The sequence below is a fragment of the Nostoc sp. EspVER01 genome (assembly GCF_034530635.1).
Classification (GTDB): Bacteria; Cyanobacteriota; Cyanobacteriia; order Cyanobacteriales; family Nostocaceae; genus Nostoc.
Window position 1 is genome coordinate 35,214 of record NZ_JAVRCS010000040.1, and the last position, 19,021, is coordinate 54,234.

Sequence of the window (19,021 nt, forward strand, 5' to 3'; positions counted from 1 at the left end):
TTATCTCAACCTAGCCAAGTATATTACACTCAGATGCACAATTGTTATGCCATTACCAATATTGACAAGACAATCTATTTTAGAAAATGCTGGCAATGCTGATAACTATATATATAGTTTGTGAATTCCTGCTAGACTATATAAGTTTTAAGTTTTCTAAACTAACGCTCTAAAGGTTGTCTATTTCTTAAGGATGAGAACTGAGTCACAGAATGATAAGCAAAACTGATCCTTAGTCATTGGTCAATGGTAATTAGTCATTGGTTATTTAGAAACGACAAACTAAAGAAGTCTCAGAGTCGGAAGCCGACCATCAGAATTTCTTTTCAGAGAGATGCAGTGCCAACAAAGACAAAAGACAAACAACAAAGCTTGCCAAAATGAAATTAACTACCAGAGGACACTATAGTGTGAAGGCATTGCTAGATTTAAGTTTACAGCCAAGATATGGGCCTGCATCTGTGAGAGCGATCGCAAAACGCCAAGATATTCCAGCTCCTTACCTCGAAAAACTACTAATAGAAATGCGTCGTGCGTCAATAGTTAAATCAATTCGTGGTAGCATCGGCGGATATCAATTGGCAAGAGAGCCTGCACAAATATCTATAGGAGAAATCTTAGAAGCTGTTGGCGAGACTAGCCATTTACCTCATCACACCCCAGCACCTACACAAGCTGAAGATTGGGTAACGTTTAGCCTCTGGCAGAGACTCAACCAAAAACTCAAAGAAGCTTTATACAGTATTACTCTGGCAGACCTTTATTACGATGCTCGGAGTCGGCAAGCTTCCCTTGGAGAAGAAGCTAGTTTTGTGGTTTAGTCAAGAGTCAATAGTCAAAATATTGACCCTTGACTTCTAACCCAAGACTTGCGACTTATGACTAATAATATCTATATCTTAATAATTGCAGCATTTTTAGATTATTTAATTGGCGATCCTTGGGATTGGCCTCATCCAGTGCAAGTTATGGGGTGGGTAATTTCTCGCCTAACCAAATTTTTTCTCCAATTGTGTCAAAATTCTCTAACACAACGCCTAGCTGGAATTGTACTAGGTATTATCTTGATAATTGGTAGCGGTCTTGTTGGCTTTTTGATGATTCAAATTGCCAGATGGGTTCATCCACTCTTAGGAATTGCCATAAATAGCATTCTTTTGGCTAGTTGTTTTGCTGGCAAAAGTTTGCGAGTAGCAGCGGAGGCTGTTTTACAACCTTTAACAGTCGGAGATTTGGAGAAGGCTCGAAAGATTTTAAGTAATTACGTTGGTCGAGATACCCAAAACCTCTCACAAGCAGAAATTTACCGAGCCGTTTTAGAAACGGTTGCAGAAAATGCCACAGATGGGGTAATGGCTCCGCTTTTTTATGCAATTGTTGGTGTCTTTATACCAGTTGTGGGGCCAACTCCCTTAGCTTTAGCATATAAAGCCAGCAGTACCCTTGATTCAATGGTGGGCTATCGAGAAGCACCCTATACTTATTTAGGATGGTTCTGTGCCCGGTTAGAAGATTATTTGACTTGGCTACCTTGTCGGTTAACAGTTGTGACTCTGGCACTGCTATCGGGTAAACCGATGCATATTTGGCAAATTTGTCGTCGGGATGCAATTAAAGATCCTAGTCCCAATTCTGGCTGGAGCGAGTGCGCCTATGCTGCATTTTTAGGTGTGCAGATGGGAGGTACAAATTGGTATCGGGGGGTAGCCAAGTCCAAACCACTGCTAGGAGATGCTATTTATGCCATTACTGCAACTTCTATTCAGAATGCTTTACAGCTGACTCGATATTGTTTTTTGCTATGGTTAGGGATAGCGATCGCAATATTCTTAATGCTCCCAAATAAAATGTAAAGTTAGGAGTTAGGAGTTAGGAGTTAAGAGTTAAGAATAAAAACTCCTAACTCTTAACTCATCACTCCTAACTAATGACTCGCTATGTCTGCCAAAGTAGTTGAAATTCTCTCATCTGAAGAAATCCGTCGTACCTTGACTCGTCTTGCTTCTCAAATTGTCGAAAGGACGCGTGATTTGTCTCAACTGGTACTTCTTGGTATTTATACCAGGGGTGCGTTATTAGCCGAATTATTGGCGCGTCAAATTGAGACGCTAGAAGGTGTAGCAGTGTCAGTCGGCGCTTTGGATATTACATTTTATCGAGATGACCTCGACAAAATTGGATTGCGGACTCCAACGAAAAGCGAAATTCCTTTTGATCTTACCGGGAAAACGGTTGTACTCGTGGATGATGTGATTTTCAAAGGACGGACGATTCGCGCGGCTTTGAACGCAGTCAACGATTATGGTAGGCCAGAAGTGATTCGTTTAGCTGTGTTAGTAGACAGAGGCCATCGAGAATTACCAATTCACCCAGATTTTATTGGCAAGAAGTTGCCTACAGCTAAAGAAGAAATTGTCAAAGTTTACCTACAAAATTGTGATGGACGAGATGCAGTAGAGTTGATTGCAGATTAGGCTAATGGAAGCAGGGGAGCAGGGGAGCAGAGGGGCAGAGGGGCAGGAAGTACAAACTGATGCATTAATCCTGCATTTTGTCCCTCATGTACTTGAAAAGTAATATCAGTAATCAAGCAAAAATGATACCACGGGTAAAGGCAACTGCGAGAAGTCTGTAAAACCTTGTTAAAAAATAAAGATTGTTTGCCTGCCTTGCCAGAAAACCACAACTCCTAATGAGAAAATAAGACATTCTAACCAAGCGATCGCCATAAGATTGTCAACAAACCTGTTAATCAGACCCAATTTTTTTGAATTTAAAGGAAACAAAAGCATTATGGGACATGACTTAGAAAATTAGTGCCTCAAAATACTCCTGAAAGCCAGTCTTTGTTTAATAAGGTTTGTGTAGAATTTGGTGGTGAGGTTCTTTAATTGATTCTCAATTGCAACAATCCAGGTTTCATTTATGAGTCAGTCTTTTTCTCAAAACCAAGCAAGACGAAATCGCCAAAAGAGACTCTGGCAACAAAAATGGAGTTTAAAGACTAAAGCAATGGTTTGGGCACTAAGTATCAGTGTCCTCCCTGTGGTTGCAATTGGAACAGCTACTTACAATTATGGAATTAATTTAATCAACACACAAATTCCGCAAGTAAGACAAGAGAGTGTAAAAAGTTCACCAGAAAGTGAACTTGCTCTACAAAGACAATTGTCACTCTTGTTAACTGGTATGGGAGTGACAGCAATTTTAGCAGGTGCGATCGCTGTTTTTGTGACGAATCGAGTTATGAGTCGAGTCAGCAATGTTGCTGCAATCTCTAATAATATTAAAAAGAGGCTACGTCCAGACAGTGAGTTTACTCAAGTCTTCATCGCTGGCCAAGATGAATTAGTGATGTTAGAGAGAAACATCACCTTATTTACAGACCTACTTTCGGTTTTAATACAGGAGAAAGAAGCCGAAGCTGATTATTCCCAACTATTAATCAAAATTACCCGCTGGGTTCGAGAATCATTCAATGAAGAAGATGTTCTCAAAACTACCTCAGAAGAAATTCGTAAAGCTTTAAGCATCGATCGCGTCACCATTTTTTGCTTCGACTCCAAATATAATGGAACCTTTATCGCCGAATCAGTAGCGCCTGGTTTACCGAAAATATTAGGGGTTACAGTCTCTGAGCCTGGATTTGAGGCAGGGTATATAGAAAAATACCAAAATAGTAGCATCCATGCTACTGATAATATCCATCAAGGCGATCTCAGTGATGCTGATATTGAGTTGCTGGAGCAATTTGCTGTCAAATCTAGTTTAGTAGCACCTATTCTCAAAAGCAAACGGCTATTCGGTTTATTGATTGCACATCAATGTTCTAGACTTCGCTTTTGGCAACAATCTGAGATTGATTTGTTCTCTCAGATAGCCATGCAAGTAGGATTTGCCCTTGACTACGCCAAGCTTCTACAACAAGTAGATACCAAGGCAGATAACGCTCAGGTATTTATCGAAATTACCCGCAGCATTCGCCAATCGCTCAACGAAGAAGATGTCCTCAAAACGACGGTGGAAGAGGTTCGTAAGGCATTGAGTACTGACCGAGTGCTGGTTTATAGCTTTTACCCTAATTGGTCTGGAATTATAATTGCCGAATCAGTGGTTCCAGGTTATCCCAAAGTTTTGCGGTCTGAAATTCAAGATATCTGTTTTGGTCAGGGTTATGTAGAAAAGTATCAGTCTGGTCGCGTTGTAGCCACAAACAATATTTATGAAGCTGGTTTGGCTGATTGTCACATTAACTTGCTCGGATCCTTTGCTGTGAAAGCAAATTTGGTTGCCCCTATTCTCAAAGATGAACAATTATTTGGCTTATTAATTGCACATCAATGTTCCAGACCCCGTGATTGGCAACAATCTGAGATTGATTTATTTGCTCAGATAGCCATGCAAGTCGGGTTTGCTCTCGACCATGCAAGACTCCTGCAACGCATCGAGGCTGAGGGTGTGCAAAGTCAGTTGTTAGCAGATACTATCGGCATTATTCGCCAATCACTCAACGAAGAGGATGTCCTCAAAACCACTGTGGAAGAGGTTCGCAAAGCTCTGAGTACCGACCGAGTGATGGTTTATAGCTTTGATGCTGATTGGTCTGGAACAGTGATTGCTGAATCAGTTGTTCTCACTTACCCAAAAGTTTTGCGAGCTGAAATCCAAGACCCATGTTTCGGTCAAGGCTATGTAGATGACTATCAGTCTGGTCGCGTTCTCGCAATCAACAACATTTATGAAGCTGGTTTGGCTGACTGCCATATTAACTTGCTCGAATCCTTTGGTGTGAAAGCAAATCTAGTAGCCCCCATTATTAAAGATGAACAGCTATTTGGCTTGTTAATTGCACATCAATGCTCCAGACCCCGTGATTGGAAACAATCTGAGATTGATTTATTTGGCCAGATAGCGATGCAAGTAGGATTTGCTCTTGACCATGCAAGACTCCTGCAAAGAATCGAAGCTGAAAGGATGCGAAGTCAGTTACTAGTGGATATTATCCGCAGCATTCGCCAATCCCTCAAAGAAGAGGATATCATCAAAACTACCGTGGAAGAGGTTCGCAAAGCACTGACTACTGACCGAGTGTTAGTTTATAGCTTTTACGCTAATTGGTTCGGAATTATTATTGCTGAATCAGTGCTTCCAGGTTATCCCAAAGTTTTGCGGTCTAAAATTCACGACCCCTGTTTTACTCAAGGCTATGTAGAAAAGTACCAGTCTGGTCGCGTTGTCGCAATCAACAACATTTATGAGTCTAGTTTGGCTGATTGTCACATTAAACTGCTCGAATCTTTTGGTGTAAAAGCAAATTTAGTTGCACCAATTATCAAAGATGAGCAGCTATTTGGCTTGTTAATTGCACATCAGTGTTCTGAACCCCGTAATTGGCAACAATCTGAGATTGATTTATTTGCCCAGATAGCGATGCAAGTAGGATTTACTCTCGATCATGCTAGGCTCCTACAAGCGTATCAAACTGCTGAAGCAAACTCTGAGGAATAGTAGGGCACGCAGCTGTGCATAGGTGTCAACTTAACGCTAAACCCGCTTGGTGACAACGTTTTGCCCTCACCCCCAGCCCCTAGATTTAGGGGAATCTCTAAGCGTTTGGTGTATGCAAAAAATTTTCAGACACCCTCTAAACCATTGGTGTTGATAGCGAATGTTGAACAATTTCCGACAGTAGAGCTAGCTTTTGCTTGGACAAGAGATAGAAACGCTCCATTGATTTGAGGACACATGAATTTCTTTTTAGCGTTTGATGTGTGCTTCTATCGTTCTGAATTAGCGTTTGAAATTAGCTCTAAAATAGCCTGATGGAAATAGTGAAACCCAACACTATATTAGGATTAGGTTAACGTTGGGTTTCACTGCATTCAACCAGCTTAATTCGGCGGTATTGCTTCCGGTGGCGTTTCCGCTGGGGGAGCGAGTACCGCATCTGGAGCAATTTCTTCTACGGGAATCGGTTGCTTATGCTCAATTTCAAAATCTGGTTGCGCTGCTTCCACCAATTCAGGAGATGGGGGATGTGGTGGAATCGCTTCTGGTACACTCTCGGTTTTTGCTTCGGTGTCGGTAGTAACTGTCTCTTCTGCTGGTGGTTCTGGGATGACAATAGTTTTGTCAATAATCTCAATAGCAGGTTTCTCTGACAGTACAGAAGTAATATCTTCAGGTTTGGGGGTTGTGGGTGTCTTTTTACTCACAGTCTGTTGCACTTTGTCTTTCGCACCACTGAAGGTGCTACCCAGACCTTTTTGCAACTGGCCCAGCCGTTCCTGAAGGGACAACTTATTTACCTGTTCTTGAATGCCAGTTTTTACCGTCTCAGCACTGGGTACTTGGGTTTGTTGTGCCTGTGGGGTCAATTGCCGACGTAATGATAGAGTTTGCCAGCCAAACCAGACCAAAAGAGCCACACTAGCCACATGACCCAGCAACAAACCTCCAGTAATGCGTGGTGCAAATACCCATAAAACTAAAGCGTAGAACAATCCTACGCCACTCCAGATAAAGTCATTCTTACGATGGATTTCTGGGAAAAAGAAAGCTGCTATATAAATGGCTAAACTACCAAGACCCACTACCAAAGCTAGGACAAATGCCAGCATTATTTGGTTACTCCTTACTGCGTCCTTTAATTATTTCAATTTTGCAAATTTTGTCAGTCAATTGTTGATTTAGATACAATTTAAAATTAATTATCCATGTTAGTTGTGGATTTTTGTCGTTTATATCAAGTCTTAAGGTCTTCTTTAGGGGAGAACGGAAAATATCGGACTACCCTTATAGGTAAAGGATCTGCAAGAGTTAGCCAGAAATTTTTTATGACACTACAAAGCTTTGGTGTGATTGGATTAGCCGTTATGGGTGAGAACATCGCTCTCAACGTGGAGCGCAATGGCTTCCCAATTGCAGTTTACAACCGCTCCCGCGAAAAAACGGATGCGTTTATGGCGCAGCGTGCTACAGGACGGAACGTCAAAGCCGCCTTTACTCTAGAAGAATTCGTTGCCTTATTGGAACGTCCCCGCAAAATTCTAGTAATGGTGCAAGCTGGTAAGCCAGTGGATGCGGTGATTGCTCAACTCAAACCCTTGTTAGAAGAAGGCGATATCATTATCGACGGTGGCAACTCTTGGTTTGAAGATACGGAACGCCGCACTCAGGAATTAGAACCTACTGGGCTTCGGTATCTTGGTATGGGTGTCAGTGGCGGTGAAGAAGGGGCGTTGAATGGCCCATCTCTGATGCCTGGAGGTACAACAAGCTCTTACGAGTTTCTATCACCAATTTTCAACAAAATTGCTGCCCAAGTCGATGATGGCCCTTGTGTAACCTATATTGGCCCTGGTGGTTCTGGCCACTATGTGAAAATGGTACATAACGGCATTGAGTACGGCGATATGCAGCTAATTGCTGAAGCCTACGACTTGCTGAAAAACGTCGCTGGATTAAACCCCAGTCAGCTACATGACGTGTTTGCTGAATGGAACACCACCGATGAACTCGATTCATTTTTGATCGAGATTACGAAGAATATTTTCCCATATATTGACCCAGACACAAATCAACCCCTGGTGGATTTGATTGTTGACGCTGCCGGTCAAAAGGGAACTGGACGCTGGACTGTGCAAACTGCATTGGAATTAGGAGTCTCTATTCCTACAATTACAGCAGCAGTTAATGCCCGGATTATATCTTCGATTAAAGAGGAGCGGGTAGCAGCATCGAAAGTCCTCACAGGCCCCAGTATCAAGTATGACGGGCAAACTAAGGACTTTATCAACAAAGTACGTGATGCTCTCTATTGCTCAAAAATCTGTTCTTATGCTCAAGGGATGGCGTTGCTATCCACAGCTTCAAAAACATATAACTGGAATTTGAATCTGGGCGAAATGGCACGGATTTGGAAAGGTGGTTGTATTATTCGCGCTCGCTTCTTGAATAAGATTAAGAAGGCTTTTAGCGAAAATCCAGCATTACCTAACCTGTTGTTAGCTCCCGAATTTAAGCAGACAATTCTCGATAGACAGACTGCTTGGCGGGAAGTGATTGCAACAGCTGCAACAGTTGGAATTCCAGTACCAGCATTTAGCGCCTCCTTAGATTATTTTGACAGCTATCGCCGCGATCGCTTGCCTCAAAACCTAACTCAAGCACAACGCGACTACTTTGGCGCACATACCTACCTGCGTCTCGACAAACCCGGAAGTTTCCACACTGAATGGGTTCCTATTGCTGAAGCCGAGAAGTAAGGTTTCGCACATCTGTATCAGAATATTGTGAAAGGTTAGTCAGTTTCAAAATACAGATTTAGAAGTGGCTCTGAGTTTCAGAGCCACTTTTTTTAACATAGACACAAAGCGATAAACCGCAGAGAAAGAGAGGAGGATAATAGCGATTCTCTATTTTTTCTTGATTTTAAGGGTTATTATTACCAAGATATTTAGCTTTTAATTCTTCTAATTCTTGATCTATTTTGTTTGTACTAGTAGTCTGAGGCGTTGGGTTTGGTGGTTGTATTTTATTTGTTTGAGGTTTGCTACTACCCAAAAATTGGGTTTTCATTTGTTCTAATTCTAGATCAATTTGACTAGGAGATTTCAATACAAAATTGGGTGGAGAATTTGGTGGTGATTGAGGGATAGGCTTTAGTGCTATTGCTGGTTTTGCTGCTGCTGGCGAGTATTTATTTAAGTCTTTGAGAACTTCGTCTACTGTTTGATAACGCCGAATTGGGATACTTGCTAGCATCTTGTTGAGAATGCGACTCAACTCATTACTGACGGGAGTTTGCAAGTATTGCTGCCATACCCAAGTATCGTTGTTGGTATCATAAGAATCGAAGGGCGATCGCACTGTTAATAAATTAATACAAGTCGCACCCAAACTATAAATATCGCTGGCGAAAATAGCCCTACCTCTCATTTGCTCTGGCGCAACATATTCTGGACTCCCAATACTAGTACCAGTTTTATTTAAGGCAGCGCCAGTGGCAGATTTAGCCGCACCAAAATCTACTAATACTAGTTTGCGTTCGACATTGCTCTCACGAATAATATTTTCTGGCTTAATATCGCGGTGAATGACGTGTCTGGCGTGGCAAAATTGCAACACTGACAATAAATCGTTTAATAGTTGCCAGATTTGCGTTTCACTAAAAGCACCTTTATGTGCCAATTCCTGGGCTAAGTTTTGCCCGTCGATAAATTCTTGTACAAGATACTGCCGATTTTCTTGGGTAAAATATGCCAATAGTTCGGGAATTTGGGGATGCTTGCCCAATTCATCTAACTGCACTGCTTCTTGGTTAAATAACTCTACGGCTTTTGCCAGAGTGCTAGTGCCTTGGGATTGGGGATAAAATTGCTTAATTACGCAGCGTGGTTTTGAGGGTTTATCCTCATCCACAGCTAAGAAAGTTTTGCCAAAACCACCTTGTCCGATTGGTTTGATAGCACGGTAACGTTCTTTGAGGAGTAACTTGGAACCACAAGTCACGCAAAAATTGACATGATCGGGATTTTCCGGCTTGGGACAATGGGGATTAAGGCAGTAGCTCATACAGGCGATCGCTCTTATATCTCTTTATTTTACTGGCGTTAAGGGTGGAGACTTTTGCGAATCCGTTAAAATATGAGCGATCTCTACGATGGGCTACTCGGCGTCCCACTACTAACTAGTACAGCACGGCGGAAATCAAGCCACCACTTGAAAACTTGCAAAAGCCTTGATATACAAACTTTTGACTTTTAACTTTTGACACTTCGACTCCGCTTAGTGTGAACTTTTGACTTCCCCAAAGGGGCTGACTTCCGCCTTGCTGTACTACCCCATACCTTCCATAACTGGATGGAAGTAGAAGGCGAACCCCAACACTGTATAAGCGGCCAATAATAAAGTACCTTCGAGCCAATTGGACTTACCATCGGAACTAATACTGTTGGCAATCAACACTGACACAACCACAGCGACTAATTCAAAGGGCTTGAAATCCAAATCCATTGGTTTACCTAATATCCGCCCTGCTATTACCAATACAGGTGCGACAAATAGGGCAATCTGCATACTCGATCCCACAGCTACCGAAAGGGAAAGATCCATCTTATCTTTCATCGCCACGGTGACTGCTGTGGCGTGTTCAGCCGCGTTACCGACGATGGGAACTAATATCACCCCTGTAAACAGCGCCGTCAAACCTAGCTGAGATGTGGCTACTTCCAGAGAATCTACCAACATTTCTGACTCAAGTGCCACTAGTAAGGTGCATACTAGCAAGACACCAACCCACAACATCATATTTGGTTTCGCGTGAGGAGTTTCCTCTTCTTCTGTCTCCGCTACACCCACATCATAAAGATAGGAGTGGGTTTTCATCGAAAATAGCAGTGTTAGGGCGTAAACCAAGATTAATACTACGGCAACAGCAATAGACAGATTTTGCAATGTTTGTTCGTTAATTCCTTGAGAAGTATAGTTCATTGCTGTTGGCATCAAAATGGCAATCACTGCCAAATTCATCGAAGCAGCATTCACCCGCGCCACAATTGGCTGAAATGTCTGTTCTTTGTAGCGCAGTCCTCCCAAAAGCATGGAAAAACCCATCACCAGTAGTAAGTTGCTAATAATCGATCCCGTGATACTAGCTTTGACTACATCAATTAACCCAGCGTTCAGGGCTACTAGGGCAATGATTAATTCTGTAGCATTGCCAAATGTGGCGTTTAACAAGCCCCCCAGCGATGGCCCAACTACGACAGCAATTTCTTCTGTAGCTGTACCCATCCAAGCTGCTAAGGGCAGAATTGCTAATCCAGCTGTAATGAAAACTGTCAATTCTCCCCATTCCAGAAAGTGGGCTGCTACAGAAACCGGGATAAACAGTAGTAAAGCGAAAAGAATAATGTTTTTGGTTGACATTTGTTGTCTTAAGTTGAGGGTATCATTCACAGCGAGCAATCCTAAGTTTTCAATTTGGAGTGTTGAATTAACAATCACTTTGATTCAGCACTCCCATAGGATACTCTCAACCGCCTGTAGAACAATTCAGAGATTGTACTGTTTTCCGTTCACCGCTGTGGATGTTGTGTAAAGCAAAATTGCGATATAATGAGTTCTCGTAATCTTTTGTTGCAAAACTATGAATTTGAGCCAAAATATTACATCAAAAATGGGGTTTAATATATTAAAAGACAATTAAATTTTTGATTGGCGCTTAAGAAGAGAAAACCCCTAACTAAGGCTTTGTTTAATGGCTAATTACTTTAAGCCTTCAGGGAAAGGGCTGTGCGATAACGCAGATTTCCCACTACAATAAAACAGCTTTGTAAAAATTTAGTTGGATATCATAGTTGTTATTTATACCGGATTTTGTGTGAAAACTATTGTAGAAAGGTTTATGCACAATGTTTTCGGTGCAACTGTAAGTTTTTTGTTTTGGATAAATATACATGACTTCTGCTGCTGAAATGCCAGCTAGCTCTGGCTCAACGTTAACATTACATTCAGATCCCAATAACACTAAAGAAACCGATCCCCTGAACAAGGCTAATGGTGTTTATGTGACGGTGCATGGTCATTTTTACCAGCCACCAAGGGAAAACCCTTATCTGGACGCAATTGAACGCCAACCGAGCGCTGCACCTTTCCATGACTGGAATGAGCGGATTCATTGGGAATGCTATCGTCCAAACGCCTTTGCCAGAGTCTTAAATGACCAAGGTGAAGTGGTGGGGATCGTCAATAATTACGAACATTTCAGTTTTAATATTGGCCCAACGCTGATGTCGTGGCTAGAACGCTACGATGTGGAAGTTTATCAGCGGATTTTAGAGGCGGATGCCAAAAGTAGCCAACGCTTGCATGGTCACGGCAATGCGATCGCGCAAGTATACAATCACATCATCATGCCTCTGGCGAATGAGCGCGACAAATATACCCAAATTCGCTGGGGTAAAGAAGACTTCCGCTCCCGCTTTGGCCGCGATCCCGAAGGAATGTGGTTAGCGGAAACTGCTGTAGACTACGCCACCCTAGAAGCTCTTGTGGCTGAGGGTATTCGCTTCATTGTCCTGGCACCATCTCAAGCACTGCGTTGCCGTCCCCTCCCCACTCCAGATCGTCCCCATCCTGAATGGATCGAAGTCGGCGGTAGTCAGATTGATTCTACTCGTCCTTATCGTTGTTATTTGAAGCCCACATTAGACACTTCATCTTCACCTCTGAGTGCAATCGCCACTAGCCCCAAGGATGCTAGTACAGAAGAATTACCCTACATTGATATCTTCTTCTACGATGGGCCGATATCGCGGGATATGGGTTTTAGTGATGTCGTTTATAATTCCAGTCACTTTGCCGGCCGGATTGGTTCGGCGGTGCGTGGGGATCATCGTCCAGCACAGCTAATTTCGGTGGCGACGGATGGGGAAACCTTTGGGCATCACAAAAAGGGAACAGAGAAAACTTTAGCCTATGCCTTTACCAAAGAGTTTCCCCAACAGGGTTGGACGGTAACGAACTTCGCCCACTACCTGAGCTTAAATTCTCCCAGTTGGGAAGTGGAATTAAAGTCAGTCACAGCCTGGAGTTGCGCCCACGGTGTCGGCAGATGGGAGGATGACTGTGGTTGCGGTGGGGAAGGCTCAGTTTGGCATCAGAAATGGCGTCGTCCCCTGCGGGATGCCCTAAATTGGCTGCGGGATCAGCTAACTGAGGTGTATCAGGAACATGGCAGACAGTTATTTCGCGATCCTTGGCTAGCGCGAGATGAATATATCCAAGTAATGCGCGATCGCTCTGCTACCAATGTCAACCGTTTCCTCGCCCGTCATCAAACCCACAAACTAACCGCAGCCGAACAAGTAGACGCACTACGCCTATTAGAAATGCAGCGTCACGCTTTGTTAATGTTCACTAGTTGCGGTTGGTTTTTTGAAGAAATTTCCCGTCCAGAAGGGACACAAATTCTGCGCTACGCTGCCCGTGCTTTGGAATTGGCAGGGGAAGTGGCTGGCGTGCAGCTGGAAAAAGGCTTCGTCAAACATCTAGGTTTAGCCCCCAGTAATGTAGACGAGTTCAAACACGGTGCGGAAATTTATCGGCAACTAGTGTTAACTGCCCAACTTGGCTTTAAGCAAGTTGCAGCCCATTACGCTATTACTTCGCTGTTTACCAATCAGAAACCAGCAGAAACGCCACCGAGAAAAGATGCTGTTGACAAACAGTCTCAGCGTTACCAGAAGCGGGTTTATTGCTATGCTGCTAATGAGCTAGATTACCAACTGCAACGCATGGGATCGCTAACTCTGGCTGTGGGAAATTTAAAGCTGGTATCAGAGATTACTTGGGAAAGTGAGCATTTGGTATTTGCGGTTCTGCATTTGGGAGGCTGGGATTTCCACTGTGGCATTCAACAATTTACTGGGCGGCGTGACTACAGCAAATTAAAAGAAAAGCTGTTTGGGGCGCTAAAACAAGCTAGTGCGGCTCATACGATATTGGCGATGACGCAGCTATTTGGAGAAGAAGCTTTCAGCTTGCAAAATCTATTTGCTGAAGAACGCCACCGGATTATGCGGCTGCTGAGTCAGGAAACACTGGCACGTTTAGGACAGTTGTATACCCAAGCCTACCGTGATAATTATGGTGTGCTGATGGCGTTTCATCGAGATGAACTAGCAGTACCCCAAGAATTGCAGGTGGCAGCAGATATTGCTTTAGGGCATCGCTGTCTGATGACATTGCGATCGCTTGAACAAGAGATTGCCGATCCCCAAAAGAGTTGGAATCACATCTTAGAATTAGAGGCGATCGCAACTGAAGCAAAACATCTGCGTTGTCGGCTGAATATTCCTGACGGCAAGCAAATGTTAGAACAGTTAATTGCGCGATCGCTCTGGCAATTGTTGCACGATGCCAATGGTAGCTTTAATGCAGATATCCAACTATTGGAGCGATTGATTGATGTCGGGGATCAACTAAATATTCATATTTCCCTACAGCGATCGCAGGAACTATATTTTAGCTGTCTGCAAAGTCAGATAGCGCCGGTGTGTATTACTAGCGTTGGTAATGAAGCAGATAATCAGTGTCTTCAGTTGCTCAAGTTAGGTAAAAAGTTAGCCGTTGATGTTAGCTCGATCTCAAATCAGCTGAAATAGATGTAGTGGCGCACAGCAGTACATTGGTGTCAACGTTTTGCCCTCTCTCCCATCCGTGAGTGAGAGGGGGGCTAGACATTCAATTCCCCTTCTCCTTTGGGAGAAGGGGTTAGGGGATGAGGGCGTGAGGGATTTGCAAAACGCCTGTCCGATATATAGCAACGGACAGGGAGCTTAGGACAGCAATAAAATCACAAAGTACGCTGTTGAAGACGCGTTTCCCGCAAACTGTCCTAACGGCTTTGGCGACTGCTATAGTTTTCAACTTAAGTCAAAACCTCGTTGCCAGCTAAAGATTGGGAACGAGGTCAATTTTTGGATCAAAATTTCATCCACTCAGTGCTGAGTAAATTTAAGAAGTACTCAGTACTTCCGTACTACGGTAAAAGCCCCGCCCCTTGTGGGCGGTCTTTCAACTCTAAGCCGAGGCACTTGGAACTCAGCACTCTTCATCTAACGTGGGAGCGATCGCAATGGTAGGGATAAAGCCACTCACACTTGAAGACTCCACGGGTATGTTTTTCAAAAAATGTTCCTGCATGGCGTCCAGGTGATATGTCGATCCCAGCTTTCGTTTTAATCTCATATAGCCAGGGAAAGGCTACTACTAAAATAGCTATGACAGTGAAGAAGTAAAAAAGCGTAGTTCTAATATTGAGAAATATTAGGAAATTGCTATTGTGATTTTGAGGCATAGAAATGAGAGAGAAACTAATAGCTCATCCCATCGTAACCTAAAGCTGAAAATATCGCCGGAAACGCGGATCGATATTATCTGTTTTCTGCTGATTACAGGTAAAACAGAGAGTTTGGAGATTGCTAATATCATTTTGACCCCCACGAGCGAGGGGAATAATATGATCGATGCTGAGGTTAGTTTCTACATTAGTTTTACCGCAACTTCGGCATTGATATTGGTCGCGTTGAAAAACATATTTTTTGACTTCCGGCGGGATACGAATACGGGGAGTTTTGCTCATTTGTTTTCTAGTTCCTCAGAAATTCTTCTAAGCTAGGTACGTCTAACCAACTTGATTTTTGATGCGATTCATGAGATAAATCCATCAACAACTGAGAATAAATTCCTTCGCGTAGTGATGGTATAATTTCGTGATTGTGGTCAATTCCTTGCACCCATTGGTCTACTACGCGGATAAATGCTGAAATGCGCCCATCAGCATAATTTTTGGGGAAAATTAACCGATTCGGTATTTCTATTTCCGTCAAAGGTTTACCTGGTTGGGAAGCCCAAACACGAAAACCATGTATATAATCTTTTTGATTTTCACTACCTACAATTAATGTACCGCGATCGCCATATACTTCTACCCAATGGGTTCTTGCTGCATGAACAACTGCACTGATAGAAAGTTGGCAAGGTGTACCATTGGCTAATTCCAGCGTTAATATACAATTATCATCTGTATTCACTGCTTTAGATTTCCCGCTAATCGGATCAACTCGTGTAGGAATAGCAGTAGTTAAATGGGCGTTTAATCTCCGCACTGGCCCAAATAACCAGTGAATATAATCAAAGGCGTGAGAACCCAAAGATCCCAATGCACCGCCTCCTTTCTCTTTATCAGAATACCAATTCCAAGGGCGTGAAACATCAGCACGAGAAGAACCTAACCAATCAATTTTAATTAGGCGTAACTCACCCACATACTTTTCTGACAATAATTCTGCAAACAATTGCCATGCTGGGACAAAGCGAAATTCAAAGTCTACAGTTGCAATCACGCTTTTTGCTTTAGCTAACTGATAAAGTTCTTTCGCTTCAAATGCATTTAAAGTTGTCGGTTTTTCTAGTAATAAATGTTTTCCCGCTTGCAATACGGTTTTTGCCATTTCATAGTGCAAAAAGGGCGGCGTCGAAATACTGACGGCTTGCACTTCTGGTAATGCCACAATATCTGCAAGTGAGTCGGAAGCGTGGAGGATATTATGGGATTGTGCTATAGCTTTGGCTTTATTTATATCTCGGTGATAAACAGCAACTACCTCAGTGCGAGGATGTGCTTGGAATCCGGGAATGTGGACTTTCTGACCAAATCCAGTACCTGCGATCGCAACTCCAATCATCTAATTTTTATCCCCATATTTATCTAACTTATTATTTACTTAATATCCTTTGAAAATTCATATCTAATCTGTAGTTATATCAAACTTTGTAGACAATATTTTTCCTCCTGCTTGGCGGTTACTATGGAGTTGATAACATCTAGCGATCGCTCTTGTTAATCTAGTATACTATCAGATAGGATTATCGTAAGACTCTATAGGACTTAAAGTATAAGTTATATCAGCTAACAGTAGTACATGGATTGACTGTTGTAAATACCGATACTTTTAGCTTGCTTTTTATGTCTGATGTATGCGTTGCTGTAGGCATCTCTGCTATCAACTAATCACCACATATTTGGGTCTGTTCGCGAAGCGTCTCGTAGAGAAGCCCCGTGCTTCACGCAATGCTTTAAAGTAATGAGTGGATGAAAAATGGGTATTTACTCATTACTTATTACTCATTACTCCTTCTTAAGAGCGCCTTTAGGTCGGTGAGGATGTCACAATTTGGGTTAATAGCGGCTATCGAGGCAAGAATTTTCAACATTGGGTGATGAATGTATACCGCTAGATTATGTCGGTTGTTATTCGCATCAACATTGCAACGTTCTTCATAAATATTGCAATATTTCTCATCAACATTGCAATATTCATCATCAACATTGCAACGTTCTTCATAAATAGTGCAATATTTCTCATCAACATTGTAACGTTCTTCATAAATAGTGCAATATTTCTCATCAACATTGAAGTATTCATCATCAACATTAAAGCAATTGCAAAGAAAAACAGGTGGAAACTGAAAATCAAGAGAAATTACTCAGATTAATTGGTTTTTTCTTAACAAATATAATTATCACTAATTTTACTGAGCCAAAAAACAGCTTTAGTAAGCCAAAGTAGCTTTATAAACCTCTCGAAGGAATATATTGATGTCTCGTAAAAAACGTACATCCCGTGTTCTCGAAAAAGCTGAGTTGAGATCCGCTGGACTAAAAGCAATTGATTCAAATATGAGTTTTGGTGATGATTGCGATTTGCAAAACTTGAGTCAAGCAATTGAACAGCTAAGAACCATGCTTGATGCTTATAACACTGCTTTAACTGTAATTGATTCTTCTAAAACTAAAATTGATGCGATGGAGAAAACTCTACGTAATCTTACAGACAAAATGGTAAGAGGGGTTGCTTTTAAATATGGCAAAGATAGCAGCGAATATGAAATGGCGGGTGGGGTTCGCGAGAGTGAACGGATTCGCAAAAGCAGATTGAGCCGCTTGAAAGCTGCTGCTGGAGAAGCATCAGATAAAAATCCTAAAACTATCTAATACAGCCCGGATAAAAGCATAAAACAGAGGGAAAACAATGTTCTTACAAGGGATGTAGGCAACGAACAAAGGCACTTAGCTGATTAAAATTATTTTTTATATTACTGCAATTGTTTATGGTAAAGCATAACCTATTGCAATTTTTTATATTTACTAATGCTCTTTGATAAACAACAATTATATACAGCTACTATCATGCATCATCACGCATATTAGATCGGGCATTTTGTAGTCATAACTAACATTTTGTAATGCTGAGAGTCTTGCAGAGCAGTATTTTCAAGCCATTTGCTTGTATAAATACTGATTAGAGTTTATAGTGGTACGGTGTTTTCCGTTCCTTGTCTCGGCAGATTCATAACATGATTTATTTTGGCAAATTACAAAAGTATTTTGCGGGCATTTCTTTGTCTGTAATTTTAGTAGGTGACTTAGTTCTCACACAAAAAACTGCTCCAGTTTTAGCTCAAACCATCAATACATCGATTGGCAATGCTGTGACATTCAGTTGCAATGATAGTGAAGCGACAATCGCAGCTAAAAATGGTCCCAAAGTAGTTAATGGAACAGCAAGAATTTACATTGGTTATCAGCAACTATCAAATAACAAAAACCCTGTAACTGTCCGCTTTAATAATGGGATACAAGCATGGTGTCGTAATGATTACGAGACAACAAATGACGATGGTACAGGTTACGGATTGTATTGGAATGGAAATGATGTTTTATATGGCATTTACTCTTCCACAGGCACTCAGACAGGTAATGATTTTCGCCGTTTTGCCAGTGGTCGGTGGTTGCCTAGCTATGGTTATGGAGGTGGGCCAAAAGCCGCAGTGATAGCCCGGATTAATCCAGCTAATGGCCAGGTTGATTATGCCACATTTTTCTCTTCTAAAAAGGCAGATAATGGACAAACTAACTCTTTACTTGTCAATCATCTATCATGGAATGGGGCAAATTTAACTGTGAAAGCTCAGTCATGGTGGACTCCTCGTGGCACTAATACAAATTCCATGAATTGCTATGGTGCATCACCTTATCAATACACAGCTGCGTTTACAGGCGATTTAAGAACAATGACCTCAGCTTCAGCCAGTACTTGTTGGTAAAAGGGAAAAATTCAGCTATCAAATTGAGGAAACATATTGTTTCCAGTTGTTTAAGAATTGACAAAAATCTGGCGAATCTAATTCGCAGCTTCAGATACCCGACTTCTCCAAGAAGCTGAGTTTTCACGTCATGTGGAAAAGCCAACGGAAAACCTAACCCTCCAGCCCCCTTTCTTACAAGGGAAGAGGGGGAGAAATCAAAGCCTCTCTCCTTGTAGGGGAGAGGTTTGGAGAGGGGTTTTCCAGATCCCGTGAAAAGTCAGCTCTAAGAAGTTGGGGTTTTTGTTGTTCACCACATATTTGGGTCTGTTCGCGAAGCGTCTCGTAGAGAAGCCCCGTGCTT

Annotated in this window: 14 protein-coding genes; 8 read left to right on the forward strand and 6 right to left on the reverse strand. The window is 42.2% G+C overall.

Translation table 11 applies throughout. The features are described from left to right. Nucleotides 1-380: 380 nt before the first annotated feature. From RMX69_RS24735 to RMX69_RS24750, 4 genes are all read left to right on the forward strand, one after another. Nucleotides 381-821 carry an Rrf2 family transcriptional regulator gene (locus RMX69_RS24735; RefSeq protein WP_289798377.1) on the forward strand — a complete coding sequence of 147 codons (441 nt, stop codon included), beginning with the start codon at nucleotides 381-383 and terminating at the stop codon, nucleotides 819-821. Nucleotides 822-878: 57 nt separating this feature from the next. Further along, the gene (gene cbiB, locus RMX69_RS24740; RefSeq protein ID WP_289798378.1) at nucleotides 879-1,853 is read left to right on the forward strand and encodes an adenosylcobinamide-phosphate synthase CbiB; all 975 of its coding nucleotides are present in this window, start codon (nucleotides 879-881) and stop codon (nucleotides 1,851-1,853) included. Nucleotides 1,854-1,937: 84 nt separating this feature from the next. Then, on the forward strand, nucleotides 1,938-2,474 hold the full coding sequence (gene pyrR, locus RMX69_RS24745; protein ID WP_094353001.1) for a bifunctional pyr operon transcriptional regulator/uracil phosphoribosyltransferase PyrR: 537 nt from the start codon (nucleotides 1,938-1,940) through the stop codon (nucleotides 2,472-2,474). A gap of 451 nt (nucleotides 2,475-2,925) precedes the next feature. Beyond that, nucleotides 2,926-5,508: a GAF domain-containing protein gene (locus RMX69_RS24750; protein ID WP_322639017.1), complete on the forward strand. Its 2,583-nt coding sequence runs from the start codon at nucleotides 2,926-2,928 to the stop codon at nucleotides 5,506-5,508. 383 nt (nucleotides 5,509-5,891) lie between these two features. Here RMX69_RS24750 and RMX69_RS24755 read toward each other — a convergent pair whose 3' ends face one another. Next, the gene (locus RMX69_RS24755) at nucleotides 5,892-6,620 is read right to left on the reverse strand and encodes a Ycf66 family protein (protein WP_289798380.1); all 729 of its coding nucleotides are present in this window, start codon (nucleotides 6,618-6,620) and stop codon (nucleotides 5,892-5,894) included. Between the two features lie 216 nt (nucleotides 6,621-6,836). Between RMX69_RS24755 and gndA the strand changes: the two genes are divergently transcribed. Further along, nucleotides 6,837-8,267, forward strand: a complete 1,431-nt coding sequence (gene gndA, locus RMX69_RS24760; protein ID WP_289798381.1) for an NADP-dependent phosphogluconate dehydrogenase — start codon at nucleotides 6,837-6,839, stop codon at nucleotides 8,265-8,267. A gap of 166 nt (nucleotides 8,268-8,433) precedes the next feature. On the opposite strand, the gene RMX69_RS24765 is transcribed toward gndA, so the two are convergent. Beyond that, complete coding sequence (locus tag RMX69_RS24765; RefSeq protein ID WP_289798382.1) at nucleotides 8,434-9,576, reverse strand: serine/threonine-protein kinase; 1,143 nt, start codon at nucleotides 9,574-9,576, stop codon at nucleotides 8,434-8,436. A gap of 264 nt (nucleotides 9,577-9,840) precedes the next feature. Then, complete coding sequence (gene cax / locus RMX69_RS24770; RefSeq protein WP_289798383.1) at nucleotides 9,841-10,932, reverse strand: calcium/proton exchanger; 1,092 nt, start codon at nucleotides 10,930-10,932, stop codon at nucleotides 9,841-9,843. A 530-nt stretch (nucleotides 10,933-11,462) separates the two neighbouring features. Between cax and RMX69_RS24775 the strand changes: the two genes are divergently transcribed. Continuing rightward, the gene (locus RMX69_RS24775; protein ID WP_322639018.1) at nucleotides 11,463-14,171 is read left to right on the forward strand and encodes a DUF3536 domain-containing protein; all 2,709 of its coding nucleotides are present in this window, start codon (nucleotides 11,463-11,465) and stop codon (nucleotides 14,169-14,171) included. A gap of 449 nt (nucleotides 14,172-14,620) precedes the next feature. Here RMX69_RS24775 and RMX69_RS24780 read toward each other — a convergent pair whose 3' ends face one another. The 3 genes from RMX69_RS24780 to RMX69_RS24790 are packed head-to-tail and all read right to left on the reverse strand — an operon-like array spanning nucleotide 14,621 to nucleotide 16,256. Continuing rightward, on the reverse strand, nucleotides 14,621-14,866 hold the full coding sequence (locus RMX69_RS24780; protein ID WP_322639019.1) for a hypothetical protein: 246 nt from the start codon (nucleotides 14,864-14,866) through the stop codon (nucleotides 14,621-14,623). A gap of 39 nt (nucleotides 14,867-14,905) precedes the next feature. Beyond that, a complete protein-coding gene (locus RMX69_RS24785) occupies nucleotides 14,906-15,151 on the reverse strand; it encodes an HNH endonuclease (protein WP_094352587.1) in 246 nt (81 codons plus the stop codon). Between the two features lie 7 nt (nucleotides 15,152-15,158). After that, nucleotides 15,159-16,256: a Gfo/Idh/MocA family oxidoreductase gene (locus tag RMX69_RS24790; protein WP_322639020.1), complete on the reverse strand. Its 1,098-nt coding sequence runs from the start codon at nucleotides 16,254-16,256 to the stop codon at nucleotides 15,159-15,161. Between the two features lie 914 nt (nucleotides 16,257-17,170). Between RMX69_RS24790 and RMX69_RS24795 the strand changes: the two genes are divergently transcribed. Both RMX69_RS24795 and RMX69_RS24800 read left to right on the forward strand, forming a co-directional pair. Beyond that, nucleotides 17,171-17,566, forward strand: coding sequence for a hypothetical protein (locus RMX69_RS24795; RefSeq protein ID WP_322639021.1), 396 nt, complete (start codon nucleotides 17,171-17,173; stop codon nucleotides 17,564-17,566). A 362-nt stretch (nucleotides 17,567-17,928) separates the two neighbouring features. Beyond that, a complete protein-coding gene (locus tag RMX69_RS24800) occupies nucleotides 17,929-18,678 on the forward strand; it encodes a hypothetical protein (RefSeq protein ID WP_289798389.1) in 750 nt (249 codons plus the stop codon). Nucleotides 18,679-19,021 lie beyond the last annotated feature (343 nt).

Coding starts and splice junctions, on each gene's coding strand:
- cbiB (WP_289798378.1), top strand. CDS start 879: ATGACTAATAATATCTATATCTTAATAATTGCAGCATTTTTAGATTAT.
- gndA (WP_289798381.1), top strand. CDS start 6,837: ATGACACTACAAAGCTTTGGTGTGATTGGATTAGCCGTTATGGGTGAG.
- RMX69_RS24750 (WP_322639017.1), top strand. CDS start 2,926: ATGAGTCAGTCTTTTTCTCAAAACCAAGCAAGACGAAATCGCCAAAAG.
- cax (WP_289798383.1), bottom strand. CDS start 10,932: ATGTCAACCAAAAACATTATTCTTTTCGCTTTACTACTGTTTATCCCG.
- RMX69_RS24765 (WP_289798382.1), bottom strand. CDS start 9,576: ATGAGCTACTGCCTTAATCCCCATTGTCCCAAGCCGGAAAATCCCGAT.
- RMX69_RS24775 (WP_322639018.1), top strand. CDS start 11,463: ATGACTTCTGCTGCTGAAATGCCAGCTAGCTCTGGCTCAACGTTAACA.
- RMX69_RS24795 (WP_322639021.1), top strand. CDS start 17,171: ATGTCTCGTAAAAAACGTACATCCCGTGTTCTCGAAAAAGCTGAGTTG.
- RMX69_RS24780 (WP_322639019.1), bottom strand. CDS start 14,866: ATGCCTCAAAATCACAATAGCAATTTCCTAATATTTCTCAATATTAGA.
- RMX69_RS24800 (WP_289798389.1), top strand. CDS start 17,929: ATGATTTATTTTGGCAAATTACAAAAGTATTTTGCGGGCATTTCTTTG.
- RMX69_RS24785 (WP_094352587.1), bottom strand. CDS start 15,151: ATGAGCAAAACTCCCCGTATTCGTATCCCGCCGGAAGTCAAAAAATAT.
- RMX69_RS24735 (WP_289798377.1), top strand. CDS start 381: ATGAAATTAACTACCAGAGGACACTATAGTGTGAAGGCATTGCTAGAT.
- RMX69_RS24755 (WP_289798380.1), bottom strand. CDS start 6,620: ATGCTGGCATTTGTCCTAGCTTTGGTAGTGGGTCTTGGTAGTTTAGCC.
- RMX69_RS24790 (WP_322639020.1), bottom strand. CDS start 16,256: ATGATTGGAGTTGCGATCGCAGGTACTGGATTTGGTCAGAAAGTCCAC.
- pyrR (WP_094353001.1), top strand. CDS start 1,938: ATGTCTGCCAAAGTAGTTGAAATTCTCTCATCTGAAGAAATCCGTCGT.